Annotated in this window: 21 protein-coding genes; 18 read left to right on the top strand and 3 right to left on the bottom strand. The window is 57.5% G+C overall.

Annotation, left to right across the window (positions count from 1 at the left end):
• Positions 1-159 precede the first annotated feature (159 nt).
• Positions 160-954 (bottom strand): RMD1 family protein, encoded by a 795-nt coding sequence (locus C2U68_RS01585; protein ID WP_140910756.1) that lies wholly within the window; start codon positions 952-954, stop codon positions 160-162.
• Between the two features lie 105 nt (positions 955-1059).
• Here C2U68_RS01585 and aroG point away from each other — a divergent pair, with 105 nt between their 5' ends.
• From aroG to C2U68_RS01490, 18 genes are all read left to right on the top strand, one after another.
• Entirely contained in the window at positions 1060-2139 is a 1080-nt protein-coding gene (gene aroG, locus C2U68_RS01580; RefSeq protein ID WP_140910755.1) for a 3-deoxy-7-phosphoheptulonate synthase AroG, read from the top strand.
• A 4-nt stretch (positions 2140-2143) separates the two neighbouring features.
• Positions 2144-3121, top strand: coding sequence for a sulfur carrier protein ThiS (thiS, locus tag C2U68_RS01575; RefSeq protein WP_140910754.1), 978 nt, complete (start codon positions 2144-2146; stop codon positions 3119-3121).
• A 9-nt stretch (positions 3122-3130) separates the two neighbouring features.
• Positions 3131-3436 (top strand): hypothetical protein, encoded by a 306-nt coding sequence (locus C2U68_RS01570; protein WP_140910753.1) that lies wholly within the window; start codon positions 3131-3133, stop codon positions 3434-3436.
• A gap of 51 nt (positions 3437-3487) precedes the next feature.
• Complete coding sequence (locus C2U68_RS01565) at positions 3488-3676, top strand: type II toxin-antitoxin system HicA family toxin (protein WP_140910752.1); 189 nt, start codon at positions 3488-3490, stop codon at positions 3674-3676.
• Between the two features lie 4 nt (positions 3677-3680).
• Positions 3681-3893 (top strand): type II toxin-antitoxin system HicB family antitoxin, encoded by a 213-nt coding sequence (locus C2U68_RS01560; RefSeq protein WP_140910751.1) that lies wholly within the window; start codon positions 3681-3683, stop codon positions 3891-3893.
• A gap of 14 nt (positions 3894-3907) precedes the next feature.
• Entirely contained in the window at positions 3908-4108 is a 201-nt protein-coding gene (locus C2U68_RS01555) for a bacterioferritin-associated ferredoxin (RefSeq protein WP_140910750.1), read from the top strand.
• Between the two features lie 5 nt (positions 4109-4113).
• Positions 4114-4434, top strand: coding sequence for a hypothetical protein (locus C2U68_RS01550; RefSeq protein ID WP_140910749.1), 321 nt, complete (start codon positions 4114-4116; stop codon positions 4432-4434).
• A gap of 107 nt (positions 4435-4541) precedes the next feature.
• On the top strand, positions 4542-5201 hold the full coding sequence (locus C2U68_RS01545; RefSeq protein ID WP_140910748.1) for a response regulator: 660 nt from the start codon (positions 4542-4544) through the stop codon (positions 5199-5201).
• Entirely contained in the window at positions 5201-6604 is a 1404-nt protein-coding gene (locus tag C2U68_RS01540) for an ATP-binding protein (RefSeq protein ID WP_140910747.1), read from the top strand. The genes C2U68_RS01545 and C2U68_RS01540 overlap by 1 nt, the downstream gene beginning before the upstream one ends.
• Positions 6605-6712: 108 nt before the next feature.
• The gene (locus tag C2U68_RS01535) at positions 6713-7933 is read left to right on the top strand and encodes a sialidase family protein (protein WP_140910746.1); all 1221 of its coding nucleotides are present in this window, start codon (positions 6713-6715) and stop codon (positions 7931-7933) included.
• 23 nt (positions 7934-7956) lie between these two features.
• Positions 7957-8334, top strand: coding sequence for a copper resistance protein CopC (locus C2U68_RS01530; RefSeq protein ID WP_140910745.1), 378 nt, complete (start codon positions 7957-7959; stop codon positions 8332-8334).
• A 12-nt stretch (positions 8335-8346) separates the two neighbouring features.
• On the top strand, positions 8347-9000 hold the full coding sequence (locus C2U68_RS01525) for a hypothetical protein (RefSeq protein WP_140910744.1): 654 nt from the start codon (positions 8347-8349) through the stop codon (positions 8998-9000).
• A 5-nt stretch (positions 9001-9005) separates the two neighbouring features.
• The gene (locus C2U68_RS01520) at positions 9006-10118 is read left to right on the top strand and encodes a HupE/UreJ family protein (RefSeq protein ID WP_260839168.1); all 1113 of its coding nucleotides are present in this window, start codon (positions 9006-9008) and stop codon (positions 10116-10118) included.
• Between the two features lie 266 nt (positions 10119-10384).
• Entirely contained in the window at positions 10385-11020 is a 636-nt protein-coding gene (locus C2U68_RS01515; RefSeq protein WP_186289468.1) for an energy transducer TonB, read from the top strand.
• A gap of 208 nt (positions 11021-11228) precedes the next feature.
• Positions 11229-11666 (top strand): hypothetical protein, encoded by a 438-nt coding sequence (locus C2U68_RS01510; protein WP_260839167.1) that lies wholly within the window; start codon positions 11229-11231, stop codon positions 11664-11666.
• Positions 11667-11677: 11 nt separating this feature from the next.
• On the top strand, positions 11678-12058 hold the full coding sequence (locus C2U68_RS01505; RefSeq protein ID WP_140910742.1) for a response regulator: 381 nt from the start codon (positions 11678-11680) through the stop codon (positions 12056-12058).
• A 624-nt stretch (positions 12059-12682) separates the two neighbouring features.
• Positions 12683-13249, top strand: a complete 567-nt coding sequence (locus C2U68_RS01495) for a HupE/UreJ family protein (RefSeq protein ID WP_140910740.1) — start codon at positions 12683-12685, stop codon at positions 13247-13249.
• 101 nt (positions 13250-13350) lie between these two features.
• Positions 13351-13719 carry a hypothetical protein gene (locus C2U68_RS01490; protein WP_140910739.1) on the top strand — a complete coding sequence of 123 codons (369 nt, stop codon included), beginning with the start codon at positions 13351-13353 and terminating at the stop codon, positions 13717-13719.
• A gap of 85 nt (positions 13720-13804) precedes the next feature.
• Here the strand turns inward: C2U68_RS01490 and C2U68_RS01485 are convergent, their stop codons facing one another.
• Together C2U68_RS01485 and C2U68_RS01480 are read right to left on the bottom strand one after the other, a co-directional pair.
• Positions 13805-14512 (bottom strand): DUF2490 domain-containing protein, encoded by a 708-nt coding sequence (locus C2U68_RS01485; protein WP_140910738.1) that lies wholly within the window; start codon positions 14510-14512, stop codon positions 13805-13807.
• An 80-nt stretch (positions 14513-14592) separates the two neighbouring features.
• Entirely contained in the window at positions 14593-15066 is a 474-nt protein-coding gene (locus C2U68_RS01480) for a hypothetical protein (protein ID WP_260839166.1), read from the bottom strand.
• Between the last annotated feature and the right edge of the window lie 39 nt (positions 15067-15105).

The following is a 15105-nucleotide window of genomic DNA, read 5'->3' as shown; positions in this document are numbered from 1 at the left end:
TAGAAGCTTGCTACTTGACTCTATGTTAGATAATTGGTAATGCGATTATCCTCTTGCCCGATGGTATGCGTCAACCGTTGATTTGCGGCAAAGCGCTCGTTGCGGAATGGTCGCGCTACCAAGGCTGCCGGTTCGTACGCGGTAACTGTAGTGGCTAAATCAAAACAGCTTATCCAATATCGACATCACAATTTCCACGGCAATCAGCCAAATGATGATCCATTCCAAGGTCGACGAATGCTGGTGTTTCTGCTCGTCGGCCAGCATCTCCAGCAGCTCGTGGATTGTCTCCAACTTTTTTGACAATACGTCGGTGCGCGGCTGGATTTCCAGATAATTCGCCGCCATCGAATAAATGCCTTGGTATTCCGGGTGTTCCCAGAAAAATTCCGGCGTATCGAGCAGGTCGTAGTTGAGAATGATGTCGCTCTTGGTCAAGAACAACTTGCCGCGGATTTTGGCCATGGCCTTGCGGTTCAGTTTGATAGTGCCTTCCCGGGCCAACGACTGCGGCAAGTGGCTGGTGGTCCGGATCGTGTCGATGGCGTTACCTTCGAAGGCCGCCAGTTTGATCGACTGCGCCATCGCATGCGACAACGCCAGCAGCACTTTGACGTCCGCCGATTGCAATTCGATATGGTCGTGCTGGAACCGGTCCTGCTCGCAACCCACTTCGTAGCTGAAGTTGTCTTCCTGCGGTTCGTCGTCCGGCTTGATGGCGTAATCCAGTAACAATTCCTGCAAACTGCGGCGGTCGTCCAGATTCAGATTCCAGCACACCATCACACCGTAAGCGAACACGATCGCGTAGCCGGTTTTGTAATCGATGATCAATGCATTGCGGAACAATTGGGCGCGGGTGGTTTCCAGCAGTTTTTCCCGTAGCGCCGAAAAACGGAACGATTGCGCCAAACAAACCGTCAAGCAACGTTTAATGGCTCTTTCTTCTGTCATGGTGATGGTCTCGGGTCGGATTGAGCTTAGTTTGCAACATCTTGCCGGCAAAATGGTTAAAATAACCGTTTAAATTCACCTACCGAAAGCTCATTGCTAAGCGTCATGTCTACCAACTATAACACCGATGATTTGAGAATTTGCGAAACCAAGGACGTGGTAGCGCCGATTCAGGTTCATGAAGAAATTCCGATGACAGAATTCGCGGCAGCCAATATCCTGAAAACGCGGGCGGCAATTCATAACATTTTGACCGGTGAAGACGACAGGCTGCTGGTCATCATCGGCCCCTGCTCGATACACGATCCCAAGGCCGCGGTGGAGTATGCGCAGCGTTTGAAACAGGAAATGGATGCGCTGCAAAACGATTTGGTAATCGTGATGCGGGTCTATTTCGAAAAGCCGCGCACCACGGTCGGTTGGAAAGGCTTGATCAACGATCCCGATTTGAACTCCAGTTTCAACATTAATAAAGGATTGCGACTGGCGCGCCAGGTCTTGCTGGACGTCAATAATCTGGGGGTGCCGGCGGCGACCGAGTATCTGGATTTGATCACGCCCCAATACGTGTCGGACCTGATTTCCTGGGGCGCGATCGGTGCCCGCACCACCGAGAGCCAGGTACACCGGGAGCTGGCCTCCGGCTTGTCCTGCCCGGTCGGCTTCAAAAACGCGACCGACGGCGGGATCAAGATTGCGATCGATGCGATTAATGCGGCGATGAGCCCGCACCATTTTCTGTCCTTGACCAAGGAAGGCCGCTCGGCGATTTTTTCCACCCGCGGCAACGAAGACGCCCACATCATCCTGCGCGGCGGCAACAATCGGCCGAATTACGACGAAGTCAGCGTAGAGCAAGTCGCCGAAGGTTTGGTCGCAGCCGGTTTGCGGCCGAATATCATGATCGACTTCAGCCACGCCAACAGCTCGAAAAAATACGAGCGGCAAATCTTGGTCGGCCAGGATGTGGCCGATCAAATCCGCGGCGGCGACAAACGCATCATCGGCGCGATGGTGGAAAGCCACCTGGTCGGCGGCCGCCAGGATGTCGAAGAGGGCAAGCCGCTGGTCTACGGCCAAAGCATCACCGACGCCTGCCTGTGCTGGGAGGACAGCACAGAATTGTTACACCATCTGGCCGGTGCCGTGCAACGCCGCCGCACTGCCCATACTCACAAGGCTTAAATTCATGAAAATACTGGTAAACGGCGACAGCCGGGAAATCGGCGAAAACGCCACCGTTGCCGATCTGATTGCCGAGCTGGGCTTGGCCGGCAAACGCATCGCGGTCGAATTGAACAAGGAAATCCTGCCTTACACCCAGCATGCGACGCAGCGCCTGCAAAACGACGACAGGCTGGAGATCGTCCAAGCCATCGGCGGCGGCCAGGAGGATTTTTTCACGCTGGCCGGCAAACAATATCGCTCGCGCTTGCTGGTCGGCACCGGCAAATACAAAGATCTGGAAGAGACCCGGCTGGCCACGGAAGCCAGCGGCGCCGAGATCGTCACCGTAGCGATTCGCCGCACCAATATCGGCCAGAATCCCGGCGAGCCCAACTTGCTGGACGTGATTTCACCGGACAAATACACCATCCTGCCCAATACCGCCGGCTGCTACACTGCCGACGACGCGGTCCGCACCTGCCGTTTGGCGCGGGAACTGCTGGGCGGGCATAAGCTGGTCAAGCTGGAAGTGTTGGCCGACCAATTGACGTTGTTTCCCGACGTCGCCGAAACCTACGTCGCCGCCGAATTGCTGGTCAGGGACGGTTTCGATGTGATGGTGTATACCAACGACGACCCGATCGCCGCCAAACGCTTGGAAGAAATCGGCTGCGTCGCAGTGATGCCGCTGGCCGCGCCGATCGGCTCCGGCTTGGGCATCCGCAACCCATACAACATTTTGACCATCGTCGAAAACGCCAAGGTGCCGATTTTGGTCGACGCCGGCGTCGGCACCGCGTCCGATGCGGCGATTGCGATGGAACTGGGCTGCGACGGCGTGTTGATGAATACCGCGATTGCCGCTGCGAAGAATCCGGTGCTGATGGCCTCGGCGATGAAAAAAGGTATCGAAGCCGGCCGTGAAGCCTTCCTGGCCGGACGCATGCCGCGTAAGCGCTTCGCTTCGGCGTCGTCACCGATTGATGGGTTGTTTTTGTAGCGCCGACTGGTGTTCGAAGCTGTATCGGTCATTCTGGATCTATTGATCTTGCTGGTCGAGTTCGTCGGGTTATGCCTGAAATTCATTTTAAGGAAAGCGGGCTGTTCCGAACAGAGTGCGTCGAAGCTGGTGAATGCTTTGGGGTGGTTTCTGCTGGCAGTTTTCCTGTTGAGCTTGGCCGCTTTACTGATTAAGAAATTCGTGACGGCCAAGGCCCCTTGGTTCGGGCGTGATCCCTTGAAAGAGATAGGATATGCCTCAAAAATTCGGGCCGAACTTGTCGGTTTGGGCTGTGTCAATCCGACCTACCTTTGAGCCGAGGAAGCACGGTAGGATGTAAGCCGACAATCGTTGCTAAGATGTCCGATGAAAGTCAGCGAAATTTTGAACCGATTGCAAGTCGACGGTTGGGTTCTGATAGCTACCCGTGGCAGCCATCGCCAGTTTAAGCATCCCAGTAAAATCGGCCGCGTTACCGTCGCGGGAAAACCAAGCGATGATTTGGCGCCTGGAACGTTAAACAGCATTCTGAAGCAAGCAGGATTAAAGGAGTAAAACGATGCGTTATGCCGTTGTCGTTGAAAAAGTCGAGCAGAACTACTCGGCCTATGTGCCCGATTTACCGGGCTGTGTCGCTACCGGGCAGAGTGTGGAAGAAGTTGAACGTGAAATTCGCTTGGCGATCGCATTCCATATCCAGGGCCTCAGGGAAGACGGTTTACCGATTCCGTTGCCGACCAGTATTGTCGAGTATCTCGAAGTTGCAGCCTGATCAAGTCCCGCCCCATGTCCGATAATCAAGCCGACGTAATAGACGACGTAATCTGCTACTGCAGCGGCACCACCGCTCAACAAATCAAGCAACTGCTCGACGACGGCGTTACCGATCCGGAGCGTATCTCCCGCATCACCGGCGCCGCGTCGGGGTGCGGCGGCTGCGAGTTCGAGTTTCAGCAATTGATCGCCGCGTATAGCCAAGAGGGCTGATTCGGATGGCCTGCTGCGACGATCCCACCGAACCGAAGAAACTCGATCGCCGGGAACTGATTCGTTTGCAGGAGCAATACGGTGAGTTGGTGCGCGACCTGTTCACCGAAGATCCGGAACGGGTGATCCTGAAATTATTGAACGGCGCCAGTCCCTATCTGACCGAATTGGCCGCGTTGAACGCGCACCATGCCTCGGTCAGGCTCAGGGCCATCGAGTTGCTGGGCCATAACAGTGCCGCCGTGCTGCGCCAGATCCTCGATAAACAAGCCGGCAGCGAATTTGCCGCCGCTGCCCAAGCCCGCTTGGCTCAATTGCAACGCTAAACCACCATTCTTTCTCCCCCACGCCGCTCTGGCGGGGCCCGGCACGATCACCGGTAAATTCCTTGCTACAATGCCGCGCAATTGAATCCGGCACAGGTGGACGAATCATGCGATTGTTATTGGTAGAAGACGATGCCATTTTAGGCGACGGCCTGAAGGCCGGCCTGACCTTGGAAGGCTACGCGGTCGACTGGCTGACCGACGGCGCCCAGGCCGACGAGGCATTGAAGCTGAACCATTACGACCTGATCGTGCTGGATCTGAATCTGCCGCGGATGGACGGCATGACGGTTCTGAAAAACCTGCGCCGGCGCAAGGACAGCACGCCGGTGTTGGTGTTGACCGCCCGCGACGGCATTGCCGAACGGGTAGCGCTGCTGGATAGCGGTGCCGACGATTTCGTCGCCAAGCCCTTCGACTTGGCCGAGATTTGCGCCCGCTTGCGCGCGCTGGCCCGCCGCCACGAAGGCCATAGCCTGCCGTTGCTGGAGCACAAGGGTGTTACGGTCGATCCGGCCGCGCACCAGGTGTTCTACCAAGGCCAGCCGGTCGATCTGGCGCAAAAAGAGTTCGAAGTGCTCAGTTATCTGATCAGCCACGTCGGCCAGGTGATTTCCCGGGCCCGCCTGGAAGAAGCGCTTTACGCCTGGGGTTCGGAGGTGGAGAGCAACGCAGTCGAGGTGCATATCCACCATTTGCGGAAAAAACTCGATACCAATTTGATCCGTACCATCCGCGGCGTCGGCTACATCATCGACGACAACTGATGGCCAAACGCCTGCGGTTGGCGCCGCGTTCGTTGAAAAAGCAGCTATTGCTGTCGCTGCTGTCCTCTTTGCTGCTGGTCTGGGGCGCCACCGCGTATATCAATTACCGGCAAACCCGCGACGAAATCGCCGAACTGTTCAATGCCGAATTGGCGCAATCGGCGCGGGTGGTGCACGCCTTCGTCGAAAACATGCTGCGCCAGCGGGCTCTGACCAAATTGTGGGAGCGCGAGAAAACTCCCGAGCTATTCGACACGCCGATTCTCGGCCATAAATACGAACGCAAGATCGCCTTCCAATTGCGTTCGGTGAAAGACGGCGTGATCCTGCGCTCGGAGAGCGCGCCGGAGTTCGCCTTGTCGCTGACCCGTAACGGCTACAGCGAAACGCAAATCAACGAACAGCTCTGGCACGTCTTCAGTCTGAGTAGCGAAAACGGCGAGTACGTAATCCACGTCGGCCAGCGCGAGGATATCCGCCGGCAATTGGTGGAGAGTATCGCCGGCCAGCAAATCGTCGGGGTCTTGATTGCTCTGCCGATCTTGGGCTTGGTGATCTGGTGGATCGTCAGCCGCACGCTGTCGCCGGTCAACCGCTTGCAGCAAGAGCTGGCCAGCCGCGAGGCCGGCTACCTGCAGCCTTTGTCGGAACAGGGCTTGCCGGACGAGATGCGGCCGGTGGTGCAGCAAATCAACAGCCTGTTCGCGATGCTGGAACAAGCCTTCGCCAACGAACGCAATTTTACGTCCGACGCCTCGCACGAACTGCGTACCCCGCTGGCCGGCTTGCAAACCCAATTGCAGGTGGCGCAAAAAACCACCGATCCCGCCATGCGCAGCCAGGCCATCGCCAAGGCGCAGCAGGCCGTGGTCAGAATGACGCATCTGGTACAGCAACTGTTGACCTTATCCCGCGTGCAACACCAAGCCGGCATCGCCATGCAGCCTGTCGACGTCTATCAGACTTTGGCCGATACCCTGGCCGATCTGGACCATCTGGCGCACGCCAAGCATATCGAGCTTGAACTGCACGGCCAAGCCGGCCTGGCGGTGGAAGCCAATCCGCAATTGCTGCAAATTCTGCTGCGCAATCTGCTGGATAACGCCATCAAATACACTCCCGCAGGCGGTGCGGTGCGGACCACGTGCGGCCGTGAGGAGGGATGGGTTTTGATTACGGTAGACGACGATGGGCCGGGTGTGGCCGACGGCGAATACGAACGCCTGAGCCAGCGATTTTACCGTTGCGTGGAAACGGCGCATACCGCCGAGGGCAGCGGCTTGGGCTTGTCGATCGCGCAGCGCATCGTCGCGTTGCACGGTGCCGAGATCGGCTTTGCCAAATCGGCGATGGGCGGTTTGCAAGCCCGGCTGCGCTTGCTTGCTAAGTCTAGCCCCGGTTAGCGTGATCTGGACCGCCTGGCCATGGTTGGAAACGCAGCACTTTGCCGATTCTGCTTTCGGTCGCGATATGGTGTAATCGGCGCTTTTCGATCAACCCGTTATTAGGCCATGCCGAATTCCAGGACCGCTCATTTTTGGATTGCGCTATTTAGCGTTGTTGGATTGCCCGGTTGCGGCGATATCCCCGGCCTTGGCCAACCGGCCGCCAAGCCGCTGGCTGCGACGCTAACGGCGCCGGTCGATCTGCCGGCCTTGCACTTGCAAAATGTCGCCAGTTTCGATGTGTACCTGGACCGGAACCGGCTGCATGCCGTTTTCCTGGCGACGGCCACCGATACTAAAACGCCTTCTGTTGCCTACCTGCATTCCGACGATGGCGGCTTACACTGGTCGGCGCCGCAAGCCATCGCGCCAAGCGCCGGCCGGCCGATCGAATCCAAAGCCGGCAACGATATCCAGATCGCCGCCAGCGGCGAGAATCTGCTGGCGGTTTGGCAAGCCACCGGCGAATTGCCTGGCATGGGGCCGCTGGCCAGCGCCTATTCCAGCGATGGCGGGCAAACCTGGGCGGCCGGCGCCAAGCCGACCGGCAGCGATGCCGACCAGTCCCACCCCGATTTGCTGGCGGACACCGACGGCCGCTTCCATGCCGTCTGGCTGGACGACAGGGACGAGAATGGTTATCAAGGCCTGCGTTATGCCCGCTCCAGCGACGCCGGCCAACATTGGGAACTGGCGCAAACCATAGACGACACCAGTTGTTCCTGTTGCTGGAACCGCCTGGCGACCGGTGCGGACGGCGGGATAAATGCGTTGTATCGAGATATGGTGCCGCGCGACATGGCACTGGCACAGTCGGCCGACGCGGGAGCAACCTGGCGCCGGGCCGGCAGCGTCGGCGCCTTCGATTGGCGGTTCGACGGTTGCCCGCACAACGGCGGCGGTTTGGCGCTGGCCGATGACCGAACTTTACACAGCGTGGTCTGGACCGGCGCGGAAAACCGGGTTGGGTTGTATCATATGCAATCCAACGATAACGGCGCCAGTTGGACGCCGCCGCAACGTCTGGGCGAAGGCCCGGCGTTCCATGCCGATATTGCCGCCGGCTCCGGCCGATTGGTGGCAGTGTGGGATGCATTGGGGCCGGAGGGTTCGCGGGTCTATTTCAGCGAATCGGCCGATAGCGGCCGCAGCTGGTTACCGGCCCGGCAATTGTCGCCCGCCGCGGCATCCTTTCCGCGCATCGTGGCGACGCCGAACGGGTTTTTGGCGATGTGGCTGGAGCAATCGCCGACCGGCAAAGTCTGGTCGGCAGCCGTTTTACAATGAGTTCACGAATTTAAGAGGTGGTCATGCCCAAGTTAGACATAACAACAATAATAAAACCCGGCTTGCTGGCGCTCGCGCTATTGAGTCCGTTACCGGTTTTTGCCCATGCGATTCTGGTGAAGTCGCAACCGGCCAAGGACGAGACGCTGACCGAATCGCCGAAGCAAATCGATTTGTGGTTTAACGACGCGGTGCGCAGCGAGTACAAGGCGCTGGCCGTGATCGATAGCACCGGCAAACGGGTCGACAACCACGACGTCGAGCAAAGCCTGACCAACGGCGCCAATATCCACGCCACCGTGCCGACGCTGGCGCCGGGCGTCTATACCGTGCGTTACCGGGTGGTGTCCGAAGATACCCACATCGTTACCGGCAAGTTCGAATTCACCATCAAACCTTAATCGGCTTCAGTCATGACAATTCAAAGATTTTCCGCGTTTTGGGCGCTAGTCCTGCTGGGCGCCCTGTTGCTGAGCGGTTGCGACAAACTCGATTTCGGCACCAAACAATCCAACGCCCTGGGCAATCGGCCCGACCTGGATTGCATTATCGCCAACGACTTTTACGCGGTGCATTTCAGCGCCTATCTGCAGCCGGACAAGAACGACAAAACCGTCGACGCCAAAACCGCCTTCGTGCCGTTTTGCCAACAAATCCCGCGCGCCGGCAAAATGTTTTTCACCGCCGATTTGATCGATCGCGACATCCGCAGTACGCCGATCGGCATCCGCTTGGTGGAAGTCGAAAAAACCGGGCAAAAAGCGCCGGATGACATCCGCGAAATTCGCACCGTTACCGAAATTCCGGCCAAGCTCTATCCGAAAGGCGCCGTCGAGGCCCAAGCCGATGTCGATAAAACCGGCGACTATGTACTGTATCTGCTGATCGGCGATGCGATCGAGGACGACGATAAGTTCCGCGTCGCCTTGCAAGTCGGTGTGGCGCCGGACGGCCAGCAACCGCCCTGGCTGGCCATCGGCGGCGTCGCTGCAGCGATCGCCGCAGTGGCGGGCTTTCTGGTTTATTTGCTGCGCCGGAAACGCAAAGCCGCCGCAGAGCAGGAATAAAGCCGATGGCTAGATTGTGGGACATGTCGGCGTCGGCCGGCTGCAGGTATGTTTTGGCGATGGTTTTGCTTTCGGTTTCGAACTGGGCCGCGGCGCACGCGCCGGGTTTGAGTTCGATAGAGTTGACGATGCAAGCCGACCGCGTCGTCGCCAAAATGACCTTTGCTTTGCAGGACATCGAAGCCTTTTCGCCGATGGATACCGACCTGGATGCCGAGGTCAGCGCCGCCGAACGCGAAGCGGCCAAACCCGCCGTGGCCCAACTCCTGGCCGAGCAGACCCGGGTCAACATCGACGGTGCCGACGTTCTGCCGGTTGTGCCGGGTAGCGTGAATTACGACGACCAGAACAATGCCCATGTCGAATTCAGTTTCCAGCCGGCGCCGAAACGGCAATTGCTGATGCAGTCCAAGTTTCTGGCCTGGTTGCAGGACGGCCACCAGCAGCACTTGACCGTGCGCGATGCCGGCGGCAAACAAATCGCCGAGAAAATGCTGCGCCGCGATGACGACCAATTGCAGCTCGATCTCGCGGCAGCCACTGGCGCCGAGGTCGGCCAAACCGGTTCGACCTTTCTGGATTTTCTGAAGCTGGGCGTCGAGCATATCCTGACCGGTTACGACCATTTGCTGTTTCTGTTCGCGCTGCTGGCGGTCACCCACAGCTTCTGGCCGGCGATCAAAATCGTCACCTTTTTCACGATCGCCCATTCCATCACGCTGGCCTGCGCCGGCTTGAATCTGGTCGATTTGCCGAGCAGTTTCGTCGAACCGTTCATCGCTGCGACGATTGTGTATGTCAGCGTCGAAAACCTGATTCGCGGCGATCACCCCAAAGGTCGGGAATGGCTGACCTTCAGTTTCGGCTTGATCCACGGCTTCGGCTTTGCCAGCGTGTTGCGCGAGTTGGATATCAGTTCCGGCGATAGCGGCATCCTGATGCCGTTGTTGTCGTTCAATCTCGGTATCGAGACCGGCCAAATCGCAGTCGCATCCGTCGTCTTGCCGCTGATTTGGTGGCTGAACCACAAACCCTATGCCGACAAGTTTCTGAAAGGCTGTTCGGCGCTGGTTTGCCTGGTCGGAGCATACTGGTTTATCGAACGGACCCTGCTTTAATCGGTCACGGTGCGGCAGCGATGCGGCAATTGGCCGCAGTTTGCCGGTCTGGCTGATTCCTTGTATTTGTCGGACAATTTTTACAATTCGCTTAATTTTCGCTCCGCAGTTGCGTGCTATTTCCCAGAGCTGGCCAAAACGGATTTGTGATTGCTCGAAACCCACTGCCGCCTTTCGCTGCTGCGGGTCTGCGCGGAGTGCCGCAGCCGGCCGCCGGCGCCTATCGAAAGGAGCGTTCGTCTAATCTTGCGGTCTTGGCCAGCATAGTGGCGGCCGTCGCCGCGCTGCATTTTTTCGGGGTCCGTTGTTTGTTTTGCCCCAGTATTGCGCAGGCAGTCGCGCAACCCTTACCGCTACAAGTTTCCACCATCAAGATCCGGGCGGCGCAGACCGCGCCGGCCCGAGCCGCACCGCCGGAAACGGCCAAGCCGGCGCAGAAAAAACCTCAACCCAAGCCCAAACTGAAGCGCGTTATCCCCCAGGCGCCGGCATCCGATTTCTCGGTGTTGGACCAGGTCCTCGATCAAGCCCCGAAACCAGAAATTCAGACCAACCGGCCCGAGATTGCCCAGGATGTGGTGGCTGACGGCGAAAAACCGGTGTTTACCGAGGCCTACCTGAGTGCGGAGTACCAGCACAACCCGAAGCCGGACTATCCGAGCATTGCCCGCAGCCGGGGCTGGCAGGGTAAGGTGTTGCTGCGGGTGCAAGTCGACGCCGAAGGCCGTGCCGAAACCGTAGAGCTCGAGCAAAGCTGCGGCCACGAGTTGCTCGACGAGTCGGCGCTGGAGGCCCTCAAACAATGGCGCTTCGTGCCGGCCAAGCGCAACGATGTTGCTGTCGCCAGCTCGGTGTTAGTGCCGATCATATTTTCGTTGCAAGACGAGCCGCCGATTTCCTAGGCACCGTTTCATTCCAAGCCAAATCCCCCTTATTGCCAGTTGGGCCGGTTTCGCCGGCTGCCTGCAAGCGTGTGTGACAAAAAAAATATAATTCATATTTATGTTAAGATCGCCGCTCTCCCGGATGGGCGGGAGATAGCGCGCGGATCGCCGATTCGCGCCCATTATTTGATTTCGGATTGGCCGGCGCTGGTCGGTTGGGGGCGTTGTGAAGATAGTGAAATTGGGATTCGGGCTGGTGTTATTGGCATTGCTGATGGCCGGTTGCGGAGCGCCGGACCAAATCAACGCCAGGAATTTGCAAGCCGCCCACAAATCGATGAATCGCATCAAACAGCACCTGCCGCCGGACCGCCAGTTACCGTTCGAAGTGGCCTACTGGTTGGTGCGGGAGCAGCTCAAGCACGAAGCCGACTTTCTGAAAACGATAGACGGCAAGACCCCGTCGCAGTTGATCGAACTGGGGCAGGCCGCGTTCGGCGCGCGCAAATCTGCCGGCGACCCGAAATATGCGAGTTATCAAAATTGGGAGCAATTGCTTACCGAATCCGGCAAACAGCGCGCCGAGCTTGGTGATGCCGAACAGGCCGATCCGCGCGACAAGAAGGGCTATCCGCGAGTCGACTACAAAATGCACGCGATGTAACTACGGCATTTATGCGTCTGTTACTGGTCGAGGACGATCCGGCCTTTGCTGTACTGCTGGCCGCCGATTTGCGCGGCGCCGGCTACATCGTCGATACCGCTGGCGACGGTGAGCAAGGTGAATTCCTCGGCGCCACCGAACAATACGATGCGGCGATCCTCGATCTTGGTTTGCCCAAACTCGCCAGCCTGGACGTGCTGAAATGCTGGCGCGACGCCGGTAACGCCATGCCGGTCATTGTGTTGACCGCCCGCGATGCCTGGTACGAAATCGTCGACGGTTTCAAGGCCGGCGCTGACGATTACGTTTGCAAACCCTGCCATCCCCAAGAATTGCTGGCCCGCTTACAGGCGGTTTTGAAGCGGGTACACCATTCAACCAGTCCAGATTAACGGTGTTTGGCGTCGAACTCGACGAAGACGAGCAAACCGCGACACCAGCCGGCGGCGAGGCCCAACTGCTGACCGCGATCGAATTCAGGCTATTGCGTTACTTCATGCTCAACCCCGGCAAGGTGTTGAGCAAGGCGCAACTGGGCGAACACGTCTACAGCGATCGGCCGAGCCCGATAGCTGTTCGTGGCGATGAAAAACCTGCTAGACAACAACTACAAGACCGACCGGGGCCGCGGCATCCAGTCAGGCATGCCGCGCCTGGTTTGCGTCGGCTTTCAGTACGAGTTCTAACTCGGTTTTATCGGCTTTCACCTATTCCGCGGAGAAGGGGGCGTTTTAATGGCGCAATCCCTCCCGGCGTTTTCGCTTTGGTGTGCCCGGCGGCGCGGTCAAAACGCTGTCATCTTGCTTAGGCAAAATTCTGCTGAGCAGGGCCGGCAAGCGCGAAATATGAAATATTATTAAAACTTCATATTTTTGCTAAGATAGCCCTCGTTTGCGTGGTGCCGGTGCTGACGCCCTCCAAAGTCGGGCTGGTGCCGCCAAACCATCATTTCGGAGTGGCGCGCCGTTCGAACCAGGTTCAGTGTCCACCATAACCCTTTGCAGGCAGAGGTCACTATGAGCAAGTCTTTCAAGCGTTTTTTGTTAACGATATTAATGTTTTCGGCCGGTTCGATGCCAGCCTATGCCCATCCTTTCCATGAGGCCGGCGAAGCGATCGGTTTCGGCAGCGGATTGCTGCATCCTTTTTCCAGTTCGGACCATATCTTGATGATGCTTTTTGTCGGGTTGTGGATCTGCCGTAGCGGCCATGGTCGAGCCGTCGTCTCGCTGGCGCTGACGTTCCTGGCGTTGCTGTTGTTGGGCGGCGCAATGGCTTTGGTTCCGCTGGAGATTGCCCATCCCGAAACGCTGATGTACGCCGGCATTTTGGTGCTGGGCTTACTGCTGGCGTCGGGACGCCAATTGCATTGGGCTTTGTCGTTATCGGTGATTGCCGGCGTCGCGGTATGTCATGGATACGCCCATGCTTACGATATTTGGCTGGATAGCGACGCGCTCGGTTATACCGCAGGTTTTACCTTAGCGACTTTGAGTCAACTAGCGCTCGGCGTTGCCGCAAATCGGGCCATCCCGGCATTGCTGGTGGGGCCTGCCCGCAGGGACGCAGCCCGAATAAATTAAGCAATAATTTCAACTAAAGGAGTTCCGTTCAGCCAAGTTCAATCGCAAACCAGGAAATTTCGCTTTACCCCCATCGTTCAATTTAATTATCGAGAGTAAACATGTCATTCAAAAAAGTTTTAATCGCGTTCACCCTGTTTTTTTCAATGCTGGGCTTTTCCGGCGCGACCTTGGCCAAAGAAGCCAAAAAGAGCGTGCCTGAGGTATTGAAAGAAGTGGACGCCAAGATACAGGTTGCCTTGGACGCGATTCCTTCGGCCGATCCGACTAAAGTCGCCAGTTTGATCAAGGAAGTCGCAGAGAGCGCCAGCGAACTGAACGCCAACTACAAATTCGAATTCGAACGCGACAAAGTGGTTTTGAAAATGAAAAAAGCCAGAGAGTTGGCTAAGAAATCCGATTTCGCCGGCGCGGAACAAGAATTGAAAGAAGCCCGTGCAGGCTTTGCCGGTCTGACCAAATTCCAGTAACAGGAAGTCAGTTACAGCTGTTGCTATTTCATGTATCGACTAGGGGCGGCCTGAGCCGCCCTTTTTTTTGCGCGGCAGAACCGCCTCAGAAGTTGACGTTGATGTTGGTAAACCAGACATGATTGACCAAATCCGGCGCGCCGTAGTTGTGCACGTATTGCAGTTGGTAGCCGGTGTCGACGTTCAGCTCCGGCGTCAATTTATAACCGATGCCGAGGTAGCTGCGGTTCTGGTTGATGCCGGTTTGCACCGAACGCGCCAGGCGGCCGTCGTCCAACGAATTGAAATAGACGAAGAGCTCGTCTATGGCTATCAGGTAGGCTTTGGTGTCGGGTATCGAGTACACCAAACGAACGCGGTGGCGCATGCGGTGGGCGACGTTGTCTTCTTCGGAGAAAAAGCGTTGCTCCAGGCGGAAGCGATACTGAAAATTCCACTCCGGCGACCAGTTGTCGACCCATTGCAACTGTTGCATGGCGTCGTTGGTGGCCAATTCGAAATCGGTCTGCTCGTTGTATTCGCCTTGCCAGGTGTAGCCGGCCCAGAGTTGCAGCTTTTTGGTCAGCTTGTAACCGACCAGCGGCCGGACGATGATTTGGGCGAACTGGTCGTTGTCGGTCTTGGTTCTGGGCGCCAGTTCCAAAAAAGCCAGATAGGGGCTGCCGCCGAAGTCGGTTTGGTAAGTATTGCTGATCCAGACGCCGAAATCGTCGCGGACCGGGCCGGCCGCCGCGGCGAATGTTGCCGGCAACAGCAGGCAGGCTGCCGTCCGGCGTGGTAAAAAATTGCGCATAGTGTTCGCTTGCTGAAATGGATAAATGCCGCTACGTCTTGCTGCAGCAACCGCTCACCCTAAACGAACGAGGCCGTCGCTCAGAACGCCTGGTTGGCGAACGGGTTGAAGCTGGGTCGCACCACGACGTTGAAACCGAATTCGGTGGCTTGGTGGCAGGCGTTGCAGGCAGCGGTAAGCTTATCGTAATTCGCGATAAATGCCTGTTGATTTTTGGCTTTCACGGCTTGATCCAGCTCGGCCAAGGGTTGGTCCAGATACAGCGCCAACAGATCGGGAATCGGTTGGCGAATCTGTTTGTGGGTCGGGTGGTATTTGCCGGCATCTTCGATGCCTTCGTGCAGTTCGTCGACTTCGTAAGCAGCCAGATCCCAATTTTGCGCCTGTCCGGCAAACCATAACTTGGCATGGCGGGTGGCGGTTTGGGCCATGATTTCGCCCAGGCCGGGTACGAAACCGGCGGTCTCCTGCTCATGCCGTTCCGGATGGGCGCAGGCGCCAAGCAAGCCTGCCAGGATTAAAGCCGTAAACGGTTTTGGGAATGTCGCTTTCATAAATGTTTCCTGGTAGTAATGGTGACGGGATCGAGCCAC

The organism is Methylomonas koyamae (genome assembly GCF_006483455.1).
GTDB lineage: Bacteria > Pseudomonadota > Gammaproteobacteria > Methylococcales > Methylomonadaceae > Methylomonas > Methylomonas koyamae_B.
This window is presented reverse-complemented; position numbering and strand designations above follow the sequence as displayed.

What these genes read in the sequence shown, in the direction of transcription:
- C2U68_RS01585 (WP_140910756.1), bottom strand. Translation starts at nt 954, where the DNA reads ATGACAGAAGAAAGAGCCATTAAACGTTGCTTGACGGTTTGTTTGGCG.
- aroG (WP_140910755.1), top strand. Translation starts at nt 1,060, where the DNA reads ATGTCTACCAACTATAACACCGATGATTTGAGAATTTGCGAAACCAAG.
- thiS (WP_140910754.1), top strand. Translation starts at nt 2,144, where the DNA reads ATGAAAATACTGGTAAACGGCGACAGCCGGGAAATCGGCGAAAACGCC.
- C2U68_RS01565 (WP_140910752.1), top strand. Translation starts at nt 3,488, where the DNA reads ATGAAAGTCAGCGAAATTTTGAACCGATTGCAAGTCGACGGTTGGGTT.
- C2U68_RS01560 (WP_140910751.1), top strand. Translation starts at nt 3,681, where the DNA reads ATGCGTTATGCCGTTGTCGTTGAAAAAGTCGAGCAGAACTACTCGGCC.
- C2U68_RS01555 (WP_140910750.1), top strand. Translation starts at nt 3,908, where the DNA reads ATGTCCGATAATCAAGCCGACGTAATAGACGACGTAATCTGCTACTGC.
- C2U68_RS01550 (WP_140910749.1), top strand. Translation starts at nt 4,114, where the DNA reads ATGGCCTGCTGCGACGATCCCACCGAACCGAAGAAACTCGATCGCCGG.
- C2U68_RS01545 (WP_140910748.1), top strand. Translation starts at nt 4,542, where the DNA reads ATGCGATTGTTATTGGTAGAAGACGATGCCATTTTAGGCGACGGCCTG.
- C2U68_RS01540 (WP_140910747.1), top strand. Translation starts at nt 5,201, where the DNA reads ATGGCCAAACGCCTGCGGTTGGCGCCGCGTTCGTTGAAAAAGCAGCTA.
- C2U68_RS01535 (WP_140910746.1), top strand. Translation starts at nt 6,713, where the DNA reads ATGCCGAATTCCAGGACCGCTCATTTTTGGATTGCGCTATTTAGCGTT.
- C2U68_RS01530 (WP_140910745.1), top strand. Translation starts at nt 7,957, where the DNA reads ATGCCCAAGTTAGACATAACAACAATAATAAAACCCGGCTTGCTGGCG.
- C2U68_RS01525 (WP_140910744.1), top strand. Translation starts at nt 8,347, where the DNA reads ATGACAATTCAAAGATTTTCCGCGTTTTGGGCGCTAGTCCTGCTGGGC.
- C2U68_RS01520 (WP_260839168.1), top strand. Translation starts at nt 9,006, where the DNA reads ATGGCTAGATTGTGGGACATGTCGGCGTCGGCCGGCTGCAGGTATGTT.
- C2U68_RS01505 (WP_140910742.1), top strand. Translation starts at nt 11,678, where the DNA reads ATGCGTCTGTTACTGGTCGAGGACGATCCGGCCTTTGCTGTACTGCTG.
- C2U68_RS01495 (WP_140910740.1), top strand. Translation starts at nt 12,683, where the DNA reads ATGAGCAAGTCTTTCAAGCGTTTTTTGTTAACGATATTAATGTTTTCG.
- C2U68_RS01490 (WP_140910739.1), top strand. Translation starts at nt 13,351, where the DNA reads ATGTCATTCAAAAAAGTTTTAATCGCGTTCACCCTGTTTTTTTCAATG.
- C2U68_RS01485 (WP_140910738.1), bottom strand. Translation starts at nt 14,512, where the DNA reads ATGCGCAATTTTTTACCACGCCGGACGGCAGCCTGCCTGCTGTTGCCG.
- C2U68_RS01480 (WP_260839166.1), bottom strand. Translation starts at nt 15,066, where the DNA reads ATGAAAGCGACATTCCCAAAACCGTTTACGGCTTTAATCCTGGCAGGC.